Here is a 14,348-nt window from a genome sequence, read left to right as displayed (position 1 = left end):
GCTTACATGGACGTACTTGCAGCGACCCCTGCGCAGCCCACCCCGACCGGCCAAGCCCAGCTGCTGCTTCAAGCCACGAGGGGCTCCGCCGTTGGCCGTATCCCGCCGATAGGCGCGATAATGAAAGGATGGAAACCGTCCGCATCGCCACCCGCAAGAGCCCGCTCGCCCTCTGGCAGAGCGAACACGTCGCCGACCGCCTGCGCCAGGCACATCCCGATCTGCACGTGGAACTGGTGCCGATGAGCACCCGCGGCGATGAAGTGCTGGATCGCTCGCTGGCGGCCATCGGTGGCAAGGGCCTGTTCCTCAAGGAACTGGAGCTGGCCATGCTGCGTGGCGAGGCCGATTGCGCGGTGCATTCGCTGAAGGACGTGCCGATGGAACTGGATGCGCCGTTCGCGCTGCCGGCGATGCTGACCCGGCACGATCCGGCAGACGGCTTCGTCTCCAACCTGTATGCGTCGCTGGATGCGCTGCCGATCGGTGCGCGCGTCGGTACCTCGTCACTGCGCCGCCAGGCCCAGCTGCGCGCGCTGCGCCCGGACCTGGAACTGCTGGACCTGCGCGGCAACGTCAACACCCGCCTGGCCAAGCTCGACAACGGTGGCTACGACGCCATCGTGCTGGCGGTGGCTGGGCTGGAGCGGTTGGGCCTGGGGGGGCGCATCGTCGCCCGCCTGCAGCCGCCGCAGTGGCTGCCGGCGCCGGCACAGGGCGCGGTAGCGGTGGAGTGCGATGGCGGCAATGCGGCGCTGATGGCGTTGTTCGCAGGCCTGGATGACGCCGCCACGCGCGCTTGTGTGGAAGCGGAGCGGGCGATGAACCGCGCGCTGCACGGCAGCTGTCATGTGCCGGTGGCGGCGATAGCGCAGTGGCAGGGGCAGGATCTGCACCTGCAGGGTCTGGTCGGCAGTGCCAGTGACGGCCGCGCGGTGCGTGCCGACGCCGTGGGCCCGGCCAGTGACCCGGAAGCGCTGGGCCAGCGCGTGGCGAAGATGCTGCTGGAGGCGGGTGCCGGCGAGCTGTTGAACGTCTGAGCCACCGCAGGTAGTGCCGGCCGCTGACCGGCAACCTCATGATCCTGATTGAATGCAGTTGCCGGCCAACGGCCGGCACTACCAAAAGCAGAACGGGCGCCAGGCGCCCGTTTCGCTTACTTGAACTTGTAGACCACGTTCATCGTGGTCAGCGTATCGGTCTTGCGCTTGTCCTCGGCGACGTCGCTGTTGTAACGCGCCTGCCAGCCGGCCTTCAGCGCCAGGTGCTCGTTCATGCTCACCGAGACACCGAAATCGTTCTGGCCGAAGGTGTTGTACGAACCCGATTCGACCAGCAGCGTGTTGATCAGGTCGGTGTTGTCGGTCAGCGAGTACTTCAGGTCGAACAGGCCACGACCGATCAGGCCGGTGCGGGTGCGATCGTCCTCGGTGCTGTGGGTGCGGCGCACACCGGGGCCGATCTGCGCATCGAACGAGAAGCGCTCGGTGTTCCACAACCGGGTGCCGTAACCCAGGCCGAACGAGCTCTGCCGATCGTAGGTGGCGAAATCATCACGCTCGGTACGTACCGTGGCGGTCAGCTGGCGATGTTCGCCCAGCTGCAGCGCGCTGCCAGCACTGCCGGTGTAGCGGTTGGCGGTGGTGTTGTTGCGGCGGGTGGTGGTGCCGTCGTCGCTGGTCTCGATCACCTTGGAACTGGAGCGCAGACCGAACAGGTCCATGCTGTGCACCCAGTCGCCATCGGTGTAGCGCAGGCGCAGGCGGCCGTTGAAGCTCTCGGTGCTGCTGTTGCCACGTGCCGACGCGAAGCCGAGTTCGCCACCACTGCCACTCCATGGCGAGGACATTGCCGCCAGTTCGGAGGCATCCTGCGCATACGCCAGCGGGGCGCAGAGCAGCAAGGGGACCAGCAGGGACACGCGCAGGGACATCGAGGCTTCTCCAAAGCGATTGGCAGCCGGTGATGATACTGGATGCGTGATGACCGTCCGAATCGCCCGTCCCGCCTGCTTCAGCAGGCGTTGTCGGCGAGCCCCATTCAGGGCAGGTCGACCTGCAGGGCAGGATCGTTGAAGCGCGAGTAGCGCAGCCGCAGCTGGAAGGGTTTGCCGTTGTTGTGGCCACTGCGCACGATCTGCCGTGGCAGGCCCTGCGCATCCACCCAGTACTCCAGGCGTTCACCGGCGGTGGCGCCACGCAGGCGGTAGTGGCGCGTGCTGACCCCATCCAGCGTCTGCTCGCCCAGGTCTTCGGCCTGCAGGGCCTGGGCGGGGATATCGGCGGGCAGCGGGCTGCGCCATTGCTCCAGCAGCCCTGGCGGGGTCGGTACCTGGCGGATCGCATCGTCGGTCTGCAGGAACATGGTGTCGCCGATGATCACCTGCGGCCCGGCAGGGGTCTGCACCCGGAAGCGGTCCGGGGCGACGAAGTCCATCGCGGTACGTACCGGTTGCTGCGCGCCCAGCACCTCCAGCTCGGCGTGGAAGCTGCGCAGGGCGGCAAACCGCTGGCTGGCAGACAGCACCGCCTGTGCCGGATCGGCAGCGGGGACGGGCGTTGCAGTACCGGTGGGCGCCGGTGTGCGGTCGCAGGCGGCCAGCAGCAGGCAGGCCAGCAGGGGCAGGACAGACAACCGGCGCATCGGGCGCTCCGCAGGGCAGGGGGCGCCCACGATAGCCCAATCGTCCGCCACAACGCCCGAGACTCGGACATAATCGGGGGCATGGACCGATACGAACGCATCACCGCCCTGCATCGTCTGCTCAAGTCCGCACGCTATCCGGTGACGGTGGCGACCCTGCAGGACAAGCTCGGTTGCTCCCGGGCCACCGTCTACCGCGACCTGGCGTTCCTGCGCGATGCGCTGATGGCGCCGATCGAGGGCGATGGCGAGGCCGGCTTCCGCTACCTGGCCGACGAGAGCGACCGCTTCGAGCTGCCCGGCCTATGGCTGAGCTCGGAGGAACTGCACGCGCTGCTGGCCTCGCAGCACCTGCTGGCCCGTACCGGCGGTGGCGTGCTGTCTTCGGTGCTGGCGCCGCTGCAGCAGCGCATCGAAAGCCTGCTGGCCGCCCAGGCCGGTGTTTCCAGCTGGCCGGTGGACCGGGTCCGGGTGATTCCGCACCGTGGCCGCAAGTTCGATGAAGCCAGCTTCCGTTCGGTGGCCTCGGCGGTGCTGGAACGCAAGCAGCTGGGCTTTGAATACCGTGCCCGCTCGACCGACGAAGCGACCAAGCGCACGGTATCGCCGCAGCGGCTGACCCACTACCGCGACAACTGGTATCTGGACGGCTGGGACCATGATCGCGAGGCCCTGCGCAGCTTCGCGGTGGACCGCATCTACAAGGCGCGGGTGATCGACAGCACCGCCCGTGATGTTGCCGACAGCGAGCTGGACGAGCAGCTGGGCGCCAGCTACGGCATCTTCTCCGGTGCGCCGAAGGGCTGGGCAACCATCCTGTTCAGTGCCAAGGCCGCGCGCTGGGTGGCCGACGAACACTGGCACTCCAAGCAGCAGGGCCGCTTCCTCGCGGACGGCCGCTACGAACTGAAGGTGCCTTACAGCGTGTCGCGCGAACTGTTGATGGACGTGTTGCATTACGGGTCCGATGCCGAGATCGTCGAGCCGATGATGCTGCGCGAGCAGGCCAAGGCATTGCTGGAACTGGCCCTGACCAACTACGAAAAATCCTGACAACTCCCCCGAGATCGATTGCGCCCATGAAGAAGACCCTGTTGCTGCCCCTGTTCGCCGCTGCGCTGGCACTGACCGCCTGCGGCAAGTCCGGCGAGCCTTCGCAGAAGCTGGTGGTGGCCGCCACCGCCGTGCCGCATGCCGAGATCCTGGAAGTGGTCAAGCCGATCCTCAAGCAGGAAGGCGTGGAGCTGGACGTGCGCGTGTTCAACGACTACGTGCAGCCCAACGACCAGCTGGTGCAGAAGCAGGTGGATGCCAACTACTTCCAGACCGAGCCGTACCTGGACGCCTACAACCGTGATCGCAAGACCGACCTGACCAAGGTGGTGGGCGTGCACATCGAGCCGTTCGGTGCTTACTCGCGCAAGATCAAGTCGCTGGCCGAGCTGCGTGAAGGAGCCGATGTGGTGATCCCCAACGACCCGAGCAACAACAGCCGCGCGTTGATCCTGCTGCACAAGGCTGGCGTGATCGAGCTGAAAGACCCGACCAATGCGCTGGCCACCCAGCGCGACATCGTGTCCAACCCGAAGAACCTGAAGTTCCGCGAGCTGGATTCGGCCATGCTGCCGCGCGTGCTGGACCAGGTCGATCTGGCCCTGATCAACACCAACTATGCGCTGGATGCCGGTCTGAACCCGACCAAGGACGCGCTGGCGATCGAGAGCAAGGACTCGCCGTACGTGAATTTCCTGGTCGCCCGCCCGGACAACAAGGATGATGCCCGCGTGCAGAAGCTGGCCAAGGCGCTGACCAGCCCGCAGGTGAAGACCTTCATCGAGACCAAGTACAAGGGCGCGGTGCTGCCGGCGTTCTGACCGCCGATCGCCGGGCATGGCCCGGCGCTACGGCCGTTCTGGCCATGTGGTAGTGCCGGCCGCTGGCCGGCAATCTGCAAACGACACCAAAGATCATGGGGTTGCCGGCCAGCGGCCGGCACTACCGTCAATCGACGTGGAAGGCGAGGGTGGCGGCCACTGCCTGCTGCCATCCGGCGTAGAGTTTCTCGCGCCGGGCTACCGCCATCTGCGGTTCGAAGCGGCGATCCAGCCCCCACTGTGCCGCGATCTGCTCGCGGCTTTCCCAGAAACCGACCGCCAGCCCCGCCAGGTAGGCCGCCCCCAGCGCGGTGGTCTCGGTCAGCCGCGGGCGCAGCAGCGGCACGCCGAGGATGTCGGCCTGGAAGCCGGCGAGGAAGTCGTTGCCGATCGCGCCGCCATCGGCGCGCAGTTCACTGAGCGAGATGCCCGCATCGGACTGCATCGCGTCCAGTACGTCGCGGGTCTGGTAGGCCATCGCTTCCAGCGCCGCCCGCACGAAGTGGGCCTTGCGGGTGCCACGGGTCAGGCCGAACATCGCACCGCGTACGTCGCTGCGCCAGTACGGTGCACCCAGGCCGACGAAGGCCGGTACCAGATATACCCCTGCGCAGTCCGGCACCTGTACGGCCAAGGCCTGGCTGTCGCCGGCGCGATCGATCATACGCAGGCCGTCGCGCAGCCACTGCACCACCGAGCCGGCGACGAAGATCGATCCCTCCAGCGCGTATTCCACCTTTCCATCCAGGCCCCAGGCAATGGTGGTCAGCAGGCCATTGCGCGAGCGCACGGCCTGCGTGCCGGTGTGCATCAGCATGAAGCAGCCGGTGCCATAGGTGTTCTTGACCATGCCTGGCTGGAAGCAGGCCTGGCCGAACAGCGCGGCCTGCTGGTCGCCGGCGATGCCGGCAATCGGGATCGGGTGGTCGAAGAAGAACTGCGGGCGCGTGTGCGCATACACCGAACTGGAATCACGCACCTGCGGCAGCATCGCGCGCGGGATGCCCAGCAGTGCCAGCAGGTCATCGTCCCATTCCAGGGTATGGATGTTGAACAGCAGCGTGCGCGCGGCGTTGCTGTAGTCGGTCACGTGCGCCTGGCCACCGCTGAGATTCCACACCAGCCAGCTGTCGATGGTGCCGAACAGCAGCTCGCCACGTTCGGCCCGCTGCTGCGCGCCTTCGACGTGATCGAGGATCCAGCGGATCTTGGTGGCCGAGAAATAGGCGTCGATCAGCAGGCCGGTGCGTTCGCGGATCAGCGCTTCGTGGCCGCCGGACTTCAGCCGCTCGCAGATCGCCTGGCTCTGCCGCGACTGCCAGACGATGGCGTTGTGGATCGGCTGGCCGCTGGCGCGGTCCCAGACCACGGTGGTTTCGCGCTGGTTGGTGATGCCCAGTGCCGCGATGTGGCGGGGATCGATCTGTTCGCGGCTGAGCAGTTCGGTGATCGTGGCATAGACGCTGGTCAGGATCTCGCGCGGGTCATGCTCGACCCAGCCCGGCTGTGGGAACAACTGGGCGAACTCGCGCTGCGCGCTGCCGACGATGTCGCCGCTACGATCGAACAGGATCGCACGCGAACTGGTGGTTCCCTGGTCGATGGCCAGCACGTAGCGGGGCGTCATGCAGCGTCTCCAGTGGCGATGTTGGAATCGTAATGCATCGGCGGCTACTGGCCGCGCCTGGCATTACCGGCAATGTGAATCCATCCACGCCTGCAGCCGTGCCGCCTGCGCCGCATCCATCTGCAGCCCCAGCTTGCTCCGTCGCCACAGTACATCCTCGGCGCTGCGGGCCCACTCGTGGTCGCACAGGAACGCCACCTCGCGTGCGTGCAGGCCAGCGCCAAAGTCTTCGCCCAGATCGAGCAGGGTGCTCGCGCCGTGCAGCAGATCGACGCTGCGGCTGCCATAGGCGCTTGCCCAGCGCCGCACCATGGTCTCCGGCAGCCACGGGGCCTGTTGCTGTAGTTGCTCGCGTGCCTGCCCGGCATCGCCCCAGTCGCTGCCGGGCAGCGGGTCGCCTGCCGCCGTCCAGGCGGGGCCAGCGCCTGGCAGATAGGGGCGCAGCAGGTCCAGTGCTTCCTCGGCCAGCACCCGGTACGTGGTCAGCTTGCCGCCCAGCACGTGCAGCGCAGGCGCACCCTCGGCGTCCAGTTGCAGGCGATAGTCGCGGCTCAGTTTCGCCGCGCGCGGGTCCGGGTCGGCCAGCAACGGGCGCACGCCAGCAAACTGCCAGACCACCTCGGCAGGTGTGATCGGGTCGCGCAGGTAGCCGTTGGCCGCGCTGCACAGGTAGTCCACCTCCGAAGGCAGCACGCCGCAGCGTGCGGGGTCACCGCGATAGTCGGTGTCGGTGGTACCGACGAGCAGATGGTCGTGGAAGGGCAGCAGGAATACCACGCGGCCGTCGGGCTGCTGCAGCAGGCAGGCCCTGTCGTTCGGCCAGGGGCGGCGCAGCACGATGTGGCTGCCCTGCACCAGGCGCAGCGCGGGTCCGCCGCTGCGGGCGTGCATGCGCTCCAGCAGGCCGCCAGCCCAAGGGCCTGCGGCGTTGGCCACCGCCCGTGCCTGCACGGTCTGCTGATGGCCGGATGTGTCTTCCAGCACGACGCGCCAGCGCCCCTGCCCGCGTCGCAGATCCACGCAGCGCGTGCCGGTCAGGATGCGCGCACCCCGTTGCGCAGCGTCGAGCGCGTTGAGGATGACCAGCCGCGCATCATCCACCTGCGCATCGGCATAGCTGAAGGCCTGCCGCAGCTGGGGCGACAGCAGCGCGCCGAGCGGATCGTCGTGCAGATCCATGCGGCGCGATGCAGGGAAGGCGGGGCTGCGCCGGCCCAGGTGGTCGTACAGCCAAAGGCCGAGGCGCAGCATCCAGCGTGGCCGCAGGTGCGGTTGCCACGGAAGCACGAAACACAGCGGCCGCACCAGGAACGGCGCCTGCCGGCGCACCACCTCGCGCTCACCCAGCGCCTTGCGCACCAGGCCGAACTCGCTCTGCTCCAAGTAGCGCAGGCCGCCATGGATCAGCTTGCTGCTGGCGCTGGAGGTGTGCGCTGCGAGGTCGTGCTGTTCGCACAGCAGCACCTTCAGGCCACGGCCACTGGCATCACGGGCGATACCGGCACCGTTGATGCCACCGCCGATCACCAGCAGGTCGACCTCGTCCATCGCGCCTCCGCATCCCGTTTGTGTAGAGTCGACTGGCAGTCGACTCTACCTAATGCGGGTGACGGAAACGACGACGGGCCCCGAAGGGCCCGTCGCGGTACAACAATGATGCAGAAGCGCTTAGAAGCGGGCGCCGATGCCGAAGCCGACGGTCCACGGATCCATCTTCGCTTCGCCGATCTTCTCGCCGCCGACCTTCACGTCCGGACGCGAGCGCATGTAGCGGGCGTCGGCACGGGCGAACCAGGTCGAGTTGATGTTCATGTCCACACCGACGGTGCCGATCACGCCCTTGGCATCCTTCAGGCGGATGTCGGAGTCGCTGCCGTCGGCCAGCGTTTCATTGCTGAAAGCCGACTGGAAGTAGCCCACGCCCACGAACGGACGGAACACGTTGTCGGCCTGGCCGAAGTGGTACTGGCCGCTCAGTGCGACCGGCTGCTGCTCGACGCTGCCGAGGCGGGCATTGCCCGGGCCCTTCACCTTGTGGTCGAACTTGTCTGCAGCGCCCCACAGTTCAACGGCCCAGTTGTCGTTGATGTAGTAGCTGAAGCTGACGGTCGGTGCCGGGCCGCCATCGACCTTCTTGATGCCGTCGATCGGGTCATTCTTCGGCTGCAGCAGCGAGACGCCGCCAACCACGGCAAAATGCTTGCCCGAGGCGGTATCGGTGGTGCTGCTGTCCTGCGCGAAGGCAGCCGGTGCGAACGCGGCGGAGGTCAGCAGGGCGAGGCTCAGGATACGGATGGAGCGCATGGGGGAATCTCCTAATGTTTCTTGTTTTGGGCCCCCGGTTGCGGGGCGAGCACACCGTAGTCGCCCCAACATGAATCGAATCCGACGCGCGTTAAAAATTAGTTCGCACTGTTCAGCGAACAGCGCGAAATCCCTGTTTCCATGCGGTTTGTGCCCTTCCGGAATATTCATGCAGTTGGAGAAGATGTGAGCGCCGCAACGTTGTGCATCGGCCTGCCTGCGCAGGTGAACACGGATTGCCGGGTGTTGCTGCTGGGTTCTATGCCCGGTATTGCGTCGTTGCAGGCACAGCATTACTACGCCCACCCACGCAATCGCTTCTGGCCCTTGCTCGGCGATCTGTGCGGCTTCGATCCGTCGTTGCCGTATGCGCAGCGACTGCAGGCGCTGGCCGTCAATGGTGTCGGCCTGTGGGATGTGATCGGCCGCTGCGAACGACGCGGCAGCCTGGATGCGGACATCGTGCGTGGCACGGAAGTGGCCAATGCACTTCCCGCACTGATCGCCACGTTGCCTGACCTGCAACTGATCGGCTGCAATGGCGGCGCTGCGATGCGGGCCTTCCAGCGCTGGGTGCAGCCGCAGCTGGCCACGTCGCCCAATGTGTTGGCGCTGCCGTCCACCAGTCCAGCCAATGCAGCATGGTCGTTGCCGCGCCTGCGCCAGGCCTGGCAGCAGGTGGCCCTCGCACTGGCGACATCAAGCGGACATCGACGGGACAATACGCTACCGACTGGAAGCGCCGGCGAGCCATGAGCAACAGCGTGTCCCGGCTGCGTGCGTACTGAAAACACCTGTAACGGTTGGCGCAGGCCCCCGCTGGCCGCACAATAGACGTTTCCCTACACCAGATTGCCGGAGTTCTCCCCATGGCCGAAATCAAGGAAGCACGTGTCCCCGATATCGGTGACTACAGCGATATCCCGGTAATCGAGGTGCTTGTTGCCGTCGGCGATACGGTGAAGAAGGACCAGGGCCTGGTCACGCTGGAAAGCGATAAAGCGACCATGGAGGTACCGTCCTCGGTGGCCGGCGTGGTCAAGGAAATCAAGGTCAAGCTGGGCGACAGCCTGTCCGAAGGCAAGGTCGTGGCGCTGATCGAAGTGGCCGACGGCGAGGCTGCCCAGCCGGCCGCTGCTGCCGCTGCTCCGGCTCCGGCCAAGGCCGCTGCTCCGGCGGCCGCCACCCAGGCCGCTCCCGCCCCGGCCGCCCCCGCTGCCAGCGGCGGCGCGGTTGAAGCGCTGGTGCCGGATATCGGCGACTACAGCGGTATTCCGGTCATCGAAGTGCTGGTCGCCGTGGGCGATACGGTGAAGAAAGACCAGGGTCTGGTCACGCTGGAAAGCGACAAGGCCACCATGGAAGTGCCGTCGTCGGTCGCCGGCGTGGTCAAGGAGATCAAGGTCAAGGTCGGCGACAATCTGTCGCAGGGCAACGTGGTCGCCATCATCGAAGCCGAAGGCGCTGCCGCCCCGGCCCCGAGCAAGGCCGCCGCCGCTGCCGCCCCGGCCGCCGCCGAGACGGCCACCAAGGTCGAGCCAGTCGCCGTGCCGGCACAGCCGGACAAGCTGGCCGCCCGCGAGATCGCCAGCGCCCCCTCGGCCGGCGCGCCGAGCAGCCCGCCGGTGCAGTTCAACGCCGATGGCGTGCTGCCGGCCAAGGTGCCCTACGCGTCGCCGGTGGTGCGTGTGTTCGCCCGTGAGCTGGGTGTCGACCTGCTGCAGGTCAGCGGCAGCGAGAAGGGCGGCCGCATCACCAAGGCCGACGTGCAGAAGTTCGTCAAGGCCGCGCTCAGCGGCGGCGCCCCGGTGGCTGCCGGTGGTACCGTGGCCGCCGGCGGTGGCCTCAACCTGCTGCCGTGGCCGAAGGTCGATTTCAGCAAGTTCGGCGACGTTGAAGTGCAGCCGCTGTCGCGCATCAAGAAGATCTCCGGTGCGAACCTGGCCCGCAACTGGGCGATGATCCCGCACGTCACCCAGTTCGAGCAGGCCGACATCACCGACCTGGAAGGCCTGCGCGTGGCGCTGAACAAGGAGAACGAGAAGGCCGGCATCAAGCTGACCATGCTCGCCTTCCTGATCAAGGCCAGCGCTGCGGCGCTGAAGCAGTTCCCGGAGTTCAACGCTTCGCTGGATGCCAGCGGCGAGAACCTGACCCTGAAGAAGTACTTCAACATCGGTTTCGCGGCCGATACCCCGAACGGCCTGGTCGTTCCGGTCATCCGCGATGTCGACAAGAAGGGCGTGGTGCAGATCGCGCAGGAAACCGGCGAGCTGGCCAGGAAGGCGCGCGACGGCAAGCTGGGCCCGGCCGACATGAGCGGCGGCTGCTTCTCGATCAGCTCGCTGGGCGGCATCGGCGGCACTGCGTTCACCCCGATCGTCAATGCACCGGAAGTGGCCATCCTCGGCGTCTCCAAGTCGTCCATCCAGCCGGTCTGGAACGGCAAGGAATTCGCACCGAAGCTGATGCTGCCGCTGTCGCTGAGCTACGACCACCGCGTCATCGATGGCGCCCTGGCCGCACGCTTCACCACGTACCTCTCGCAGGTGCTGGCCGACATGCGCCGCGTGCTGCTGTAAGGCACCGCTTCGCCCCCACCGTGCGGCCGCTGCCCCTGGCGCGGCCGCCTGTCGAAACGCAGTGACAGCCCACCGGCCACGCCGGTCGGGCACGAGGAAAACCCACCATGGCCACGATTGAAATCAAGGTTCCCGACATCGGCGATTACAGCGATGTACCGGTGATCGAAGTGCTGGTCGCCGTTGGCGATACGGTGAAGAAAGACCAGGGTCTGGTGACCCTGGAGTCGGACAAGGCCACCCTGGAAGTGCCGTCCTCGGCTGCCGGCGTGGTCAAGGAAATCAAGGTCAAGCTGGGCGACACCCTGTCCGAAGGCGCGGTTGTCGTGCTGCTGGAGACCGAGGGCGCCGCTGAAGCGCCGGCCAAGGCCGCTGCGCCGGCCCCGGCTGCAGCCGCTCCGGCCAGCAAGCCGCCGGTGACCCCGTCGCACCGCGCCCCGGCCGAGCCTGCCGCACCGAAGCCAGCGCTGGCCAGTGGCAAGGCCGCCGACATCGAATGCGAAATGGTCGTGCTGGGCTCGGGCCCAGGCGGCTACACCGCCGCGTTCCGCGCCGCCGACGTCGGCCTGGATACCGTGCTGGTCGAGCGCTATGCCAGCCTCGGCGGCGTCTGCCTCAACGTGGGCTGCATCCCCTCCAAGGCGCTGCTGCATGCCGCTGCGGTGATCGACGAAGTCGCCCACGCCGGTGATTTCGGCGTCGAGTTCGGCAAGCCGACCATCACCCTGGACAAGCTGCGCCAGTACAAGGAAAAGGTCGTCAACCAGCTGACCAAGGGCCTGGCCGGCATGGCCAAGCAGCGCAAGGTCCGCAACGTGCAGGGCGTTGGCACGTTCGTGTCGGCCAACGAACTGCTGATCACGGCTGAAGACGGCAGCACCCAACTGCTGCGCTTCCAGAAGTGCATCATCGCCGCCGGTTCGCAGGCGGTGAAGCTGCCGAACTTCCCGTGGGACGACAAGCGCGTGATGGACTCCACCGACGCACTGGAACTGGCCGAAGTGCCGGGTTCGCTGCTGGTCGTCGGTGGCGGCATCATCGGCCTGGAAATGGCCACCGTGTACGGTGCGCTGGGCAGCAAGGTCACCGTGGTCGAGTTCATGGACCAGCTGATGCCGGGCGCTGACAAGGACCTGGTCAAGCCGCTGGCCGACCGCCTGAAGAAGCAGGGCATCGAGGTTCACCTGAAGACCAAGGCCTCCGGCGTGACCGCCGATGCCAAGGGCATCACCGTGACCTTCGAGGCTGCCGAGGAAGGCCAGGCGCCGGCATTGGCACAGGGCACCTTCGACCGCGTGCTGGTGGCCGTGGGCCGCTCGCCGAACGGCAAGAAGATCGACGCGGACAAGGCCGGCGTGCAGGTCACCGACCGCGGCTTCATTCCGGTCGACCGGCAGATGCGCACCAACGTGCCGCACATCTTTGCCATCGGCGATATCGTCGGCAACCCGATGCTGGCCCACAAGGCCACGCATGAGGGCAAGCTGGCGGCCGAAGTGGCTGCCGGGCACAAGAAGGAGTGGGTGGCCCGCGTGATTCCGTCGGTGGCCTACACCAACCCGGAAATCGCCTGGGTCGGCGTGACCGAGACCGAAGCCAAGGCCAAGGGCCTGAAGGTCGGCGTGGCCAAGTTCCCGTGGGCCGCCAGCGGCCGCGCGATCGGCATCGGTCGCACTGAGGGCTTCACCAAGCTGATCTTCGACGAAGACAGCCACCGCATCATCGGTGGTGCCATCGTCGGCGTGCATGCTGGTGATCTGCTGGCCGAGATCGGCCTGGCAATCGAAATGGGTGCCGAAGCCGAAGATATCGGCCACACCATCCACGCGCACCCGACGCTGAGCGAATCGGTGGCGATGGCCTCGGAAATCTACGACGGCACGATCACCGATCTGTACATGCCGAAGAAGAAATAAGGCGCCCGCGCCTTCCCGAACAAAAAGCCTCGGCATTGCCGGGGTTTTTTTGTTTCTCCGTTCCGGATTTTTGCGAGCTGTAGGGCCGCTGCGCGGGCGGCAGGCATTTCGACAAATGTCCCCCGTCGTCCGCCTGCGGCGGTCGCCTCCTCCTTTACTTTGTCGAAACGCCTGCCACCCGCGCAGCGGCTCGGCTTGCGGACAGTCGAGAGCCAGTGCCAAAGCCGCCCGGATGCCTGACACGCGGAGGGAGAGGGGGGTGGGTGCGAAGTAAAGGAGGAGGGGACGGCCGCAGGCTGGCGCCGGGGGACATTCGCACGCAGCCCCCTCTCCCTCCAGCGCTCGACCATCCTGCTCTTGCCCCTGCACGGAACAACAGCACAAAAAACGCGGCCCCCGATGTTCCGGAGGCCGCGCCAGGAGAGAGAGTTGTGGAAGAGGCGCAGGGCTTAGAAGGTGACGCTGATACCGGCCACCGGGCCCTTGAATTCCTGCTTCAGGCCGATGGTGCCGTCGCTGCCCTTCTTGTCCGCATCCAGCTTGAACCAGTCGTAGCCGGCGAACACGCCGAAGTTGTCGGTGAAGCGGTAATCGACGATCGCGTTGGCGCGGCTGAGGTCGCCCTTGTAGTCGTCGAAGCTGCCCCAGCGCGTGTTGAGGTACTGGCCCTGCAGGGTGATCATCCACTTTTCGGACGGGGTGAAGCTCAGGCGTGCACCGACCACCGGCGCCACACCGTCGGTCTTCTCGTCCAGGAACTGGCCTTCGTACACCGTGCCCAGGTCAGCGTAGCCCTTGGTGCTGACCTTCGCGTACTCGGCACCCAGCTGCAGGCCGAGGTCGAACTTCTCGGTGTCCACCACCGAGTAGTCATACACCAGGCTGGCCACCTGGTACTTCAGCTCGGCCTTGACGAAGCTGTCGGCCGGCACGTTGACGTTGCCGAAGGAAATATCCTGGCCGAGCGTCTCGCGGCGGTCCTTGTCGTACTTGAAGTAGTTGAACAGCAGGCGCTGGCGGTTGCTGATGCGGAACATGCCGTCGATACGCGGCTCCCATTCCTTGCCACCCAGCTTGAAGTCCTCGGAGAAGCCGATGTCCTGGCCGGCGACGTTGGTGTTGCCGCGCAGGGTATTGTCCGAGTCGATGTTCATCGCACCCAGGCGCAGGGCGAAGCGGTCATCGCCTTCGGCGGCATGGGCGGCGGAGGCGAACGACGCGCCGGCGGCGAGAAGCGAGAGGGCGAGCAGGGTGGGGACGGAGCGCATCGAAAGAGTCCTTGCAGTGGTTCATCGGAATGAAGACCACTTTGCCGGACGTCGCTGTCCACCATCCGTGAACGTATGGTCCACGCGGTGTGGACGGTTCAGCGCTGTCGGTGCCGAGCGAAAAAGATGGCCCC

At 66.6% G+C, this 14,348-nt stretch carries 12 protein-coding genes; 6 read left to right on the top strand and 6 right to left on the bottom strand.

What is annotated here, in order from left to right; genetic code table 11:
- Positions 1–128: 128 nt before the first annotated feature.
- On the top strand, positions 129–1,040 hold the full coding sequence (hemC, locus tag ACEF39_RS18340) for a hydroxymethylbilane synthase (RefSeq protein ID WP_100553635.1): 912 nt from the start codon (positions 129–131) through the stop codon (positions 1,038–1,040).
- 116 nt (positions 1,041–1,156) lie between these two features.
- Here hemC and ACEF39_RS18335 read toward each other — a convergent pair whose 3' ends face one another.
- Together ACEF39_RS18335 and ACEF39_RS18330 are read right to left on the bottom strand one after the other, a co-directional pair.
- Positions 1,157–1,933 carry a DUF481 domain-containing protein gene (locus ACEF39_RS18335; protein WP_100462319.1) on the bottom strand — a complete coding sequence of 259 codons (777 nt, stop codon included), beginning with the start codon at positions 1,931–1,933 and terminating at the stop codon, positions 1,157–1,159.
- Positions 1,934–2,040: 107 nt separating this feature from the next.
- Positions 2,041–2,643 (bottom strand): LolA family protein, encoded by a 603-nt coding sequence (locus ACEF39_RS18330; RefSeq protein ID WP_500286098.1) that lies wholly within the window; start codon positions 2,641–2,643, stop codon positions 2,041–2,043.
- 81 nt (positions 2,644–2,724) lie between these two features.
- On the opposite strand from ACEF39_RS18330, the gene ACEF39_RS18325 reads away from it, so the two are divergent.
- Entirely contained in the window at positions 2,725–3,696 is a 972-nt protein-coding gene (locus ACEF39_RS18325) for a helix-turn-helix transcriptional regulator (RefSeq protein ID WP_025877388.1), read from the top strand.
- 26 nt (positions 3,697–3,722) lie between these two features.
- Entirely contained in the window at positions 3,723–4,517 is a 795-nt protein-coding gene (locus ACEF39_RS18320) for a MetQ/NlpA family ABC transporter substrate-binding protein (protein ID WP_025877387.1), read from the top strand.
- A gap of 127 nt (positions 4,518–4,644) precedes the next feature.
- On the opposite strand, the gene glpK is transcribed toward ACEF39_RS18320, so the two are convergent.
- From glpK to ACEF39_RS18305, 3 genes are all read right to left on the bottom strand, one after another.
- Complete coding sequence (gene glpK, locus ACEF39_RS18315) at positions 4,645–6,144, bottom strand: glycerol kinase GlpK (RefSeq protein ID WP_500286097.1); 1,500 nt, start codon at positions 6,142–6,144, stop codon at positions 4,645–4,647.
- A 63-nt stretch (positions 6,145–6,207) separates the two neighbouring features.
- Positions 6,208–7,692, bottom strand: coding sequence for a glycerol-3-phosphate dehydrogenase (glpD, locus tag ACEF39_RS18310; protein ID WP_500286096.1), 1,485 nt, complete (start codon positions 7,690–7,692; stop codon positions 6,208–6,210).
- Between the two features lie 120 nt (positions 7,693–7,812).
- A complete protein-coding gene (locus ACEF39_RS18305) occupies positions 7,813–8,448 on the bottom strand; it encodes an OmpW/AlkL family protein (RefSeq protein WP_049464294.1) in 636 nt (211 codons plus the stop codon).
- 186 nt (positions 8,449–8,634) lie between these two features.
- Between ACEF39_RS18305 and ACEF39_RS18300 the strand changes: the two genes are divergently transcribed.
- From ACEF39_RS18300 to lpdA, 3 genes are all read left to right on the top strand, one after another.
- Positions 8,635–9,204, top strand: coding sequence for a DNA-deoxyinosine glycosylase (locus ACEF39_RS18300; RefSeq protein ID WP_500286095.1), 570 nt, complete (start codon positions 8,635–8,637; stop codon positions 9,202–9,204).
- Positions 9,205–9,317: 113 nt separating this feature from the next.
- On the top strand, positions 9,318–11,030 hold the full coding sequence (aceF, locus tag ACEF39_RS18295) for a dihydrolipoyllysine-residue acetyltransferase (protein WP_500286094.1): 1,713 nt from the start codon (positions 9,318–9,320) through the stop codon (positions 11,028–11,030).
- Positions 11,031–11,137: 107 nt separating this feature from the next.
- Positions 11,138–12,946 (top strand): dihydrolipoyl dehydrogenase, encoded by a 1,809-nt coding sequence (gene lpdA / locus ACEF39_RS18290; RefSeq protein WP_500286093.1) that lies wholly within the window; start codon positions 11,138–11,140, stop codon positions 12,944–12,946.
- A 449-nt stretch (positions 12,947–13,395) separates the two neighbouring features.
- Here lpdA and ACEF39_RS18285 read toward each other — a convergent pair whose 3' ends face one another.
- On the bottom strand, positions 13,396–14,214 hold the full coding sequence (locus ACEF39_RS18285) for a hypothetical protein (RefSeq protein ID WP_089237057.1): 819 nt from the start codon (positions 14,212–14,214) through the stop codon (positions 13,396–13,398).
- Between the last annotated feature and the right edge of the window lie 134 nt (positions 14,215–14,348).

This window comes from Stenotrophomonas indicatrix (genome assembly GCA_041545745.1).
In the GTDB taxonomy this organism is placed as follows: Bacteria; Pseudomonadota; Gammaproteobacteria; order Xanthomonadales; family Xanthomonadaceae; genus Stenotrophomonas; species Stenotrophomonas indicatrix_A.
This window is presented reverse-complemented; position numbering and strand designations above follow the sequence as displayed.

Excerpts from the sequence above, each read along its gene's own strand:
- ACEF39_RS18320 (WP_025877387.1), top strand. The coding sequence starts at position 3,723 with ATGAAGAAGACCCTGTTGCTGCCCCTGTTCGCCGCTGCGCTGGCACTG.
- ACEF39_RS18325 (WP_025877388.1), top strand. The coding sequence starts at position 2,725 with ATGGACCGATACGAACGCATCACCGCCCTGCATCGTCTGCTCAAGTCC.
- ACEF39_RS18305 (WP_049464294.1), bottom strand. The coding sequence starts at position 8,448 with ATGCGCTCCATCCGTATCCTGAGCCTCGCCCTGCTGACCTCCGCCGCG.
- glpK (WP_500286097.1), bottom strand. The coding sequence starts at position 6,144 with ATGACGCCCCGCTACGTGCTGGCCATCGACCAGGGAACCACCAGTTCG.
- ACEF39_RS18330 (WP_500286098.1), bottom strand. The coding sequence starts at position 2,643 with ATGCGCCGGTTGTCTGTCCTGCCCCTGCTGGCCTGCCTGCTGCTGGCC.
- ACEF39_RS18335 (WP_100462319.1), bottom strand. The coding sequence starts at position 1,933 with ATGTCCCTGCGCGTGTCCCTGCTGGTCCCCTTGCTGCTCTGCGCCCCG.
- glpD (WP_500286096.1), bottom strand. The coding sequence starts at position 7,692 with ATGGACGAGGTCGACCTGCTGGTGATCGGCGGTGGCATCAACGGTGCC.
- hemC (WP_100553635.1), top strand. The coding sequence starts at position 129 with ATGGAAACCGTCCGCATCGCCACCCGCAAGAGCCCGCTCGCCCTCTGG.
- lpdA (WP_500286093.1), top strand. The coding sequence starts at position 11,138 with ATGGCCACGATTGAAATCAAGGTTCCCGACATCGGCGATTACAGCGAT.
- aceF (WP_500286094.1), top strand. The coding sequence starts at position 9,318 with ATGGCCGAAATCAAGGAAGCACGTGTCCCCGATATCGGTGACTACAGC.
- ACEF39_RS18285 (WP_089237057.1), bottom strand. The coding sequence starts at position 14,214 with ATGCGCTCCGTCCCCACCCTGCTCGCCCTCTCGCTTCTCGCCGCCGGC.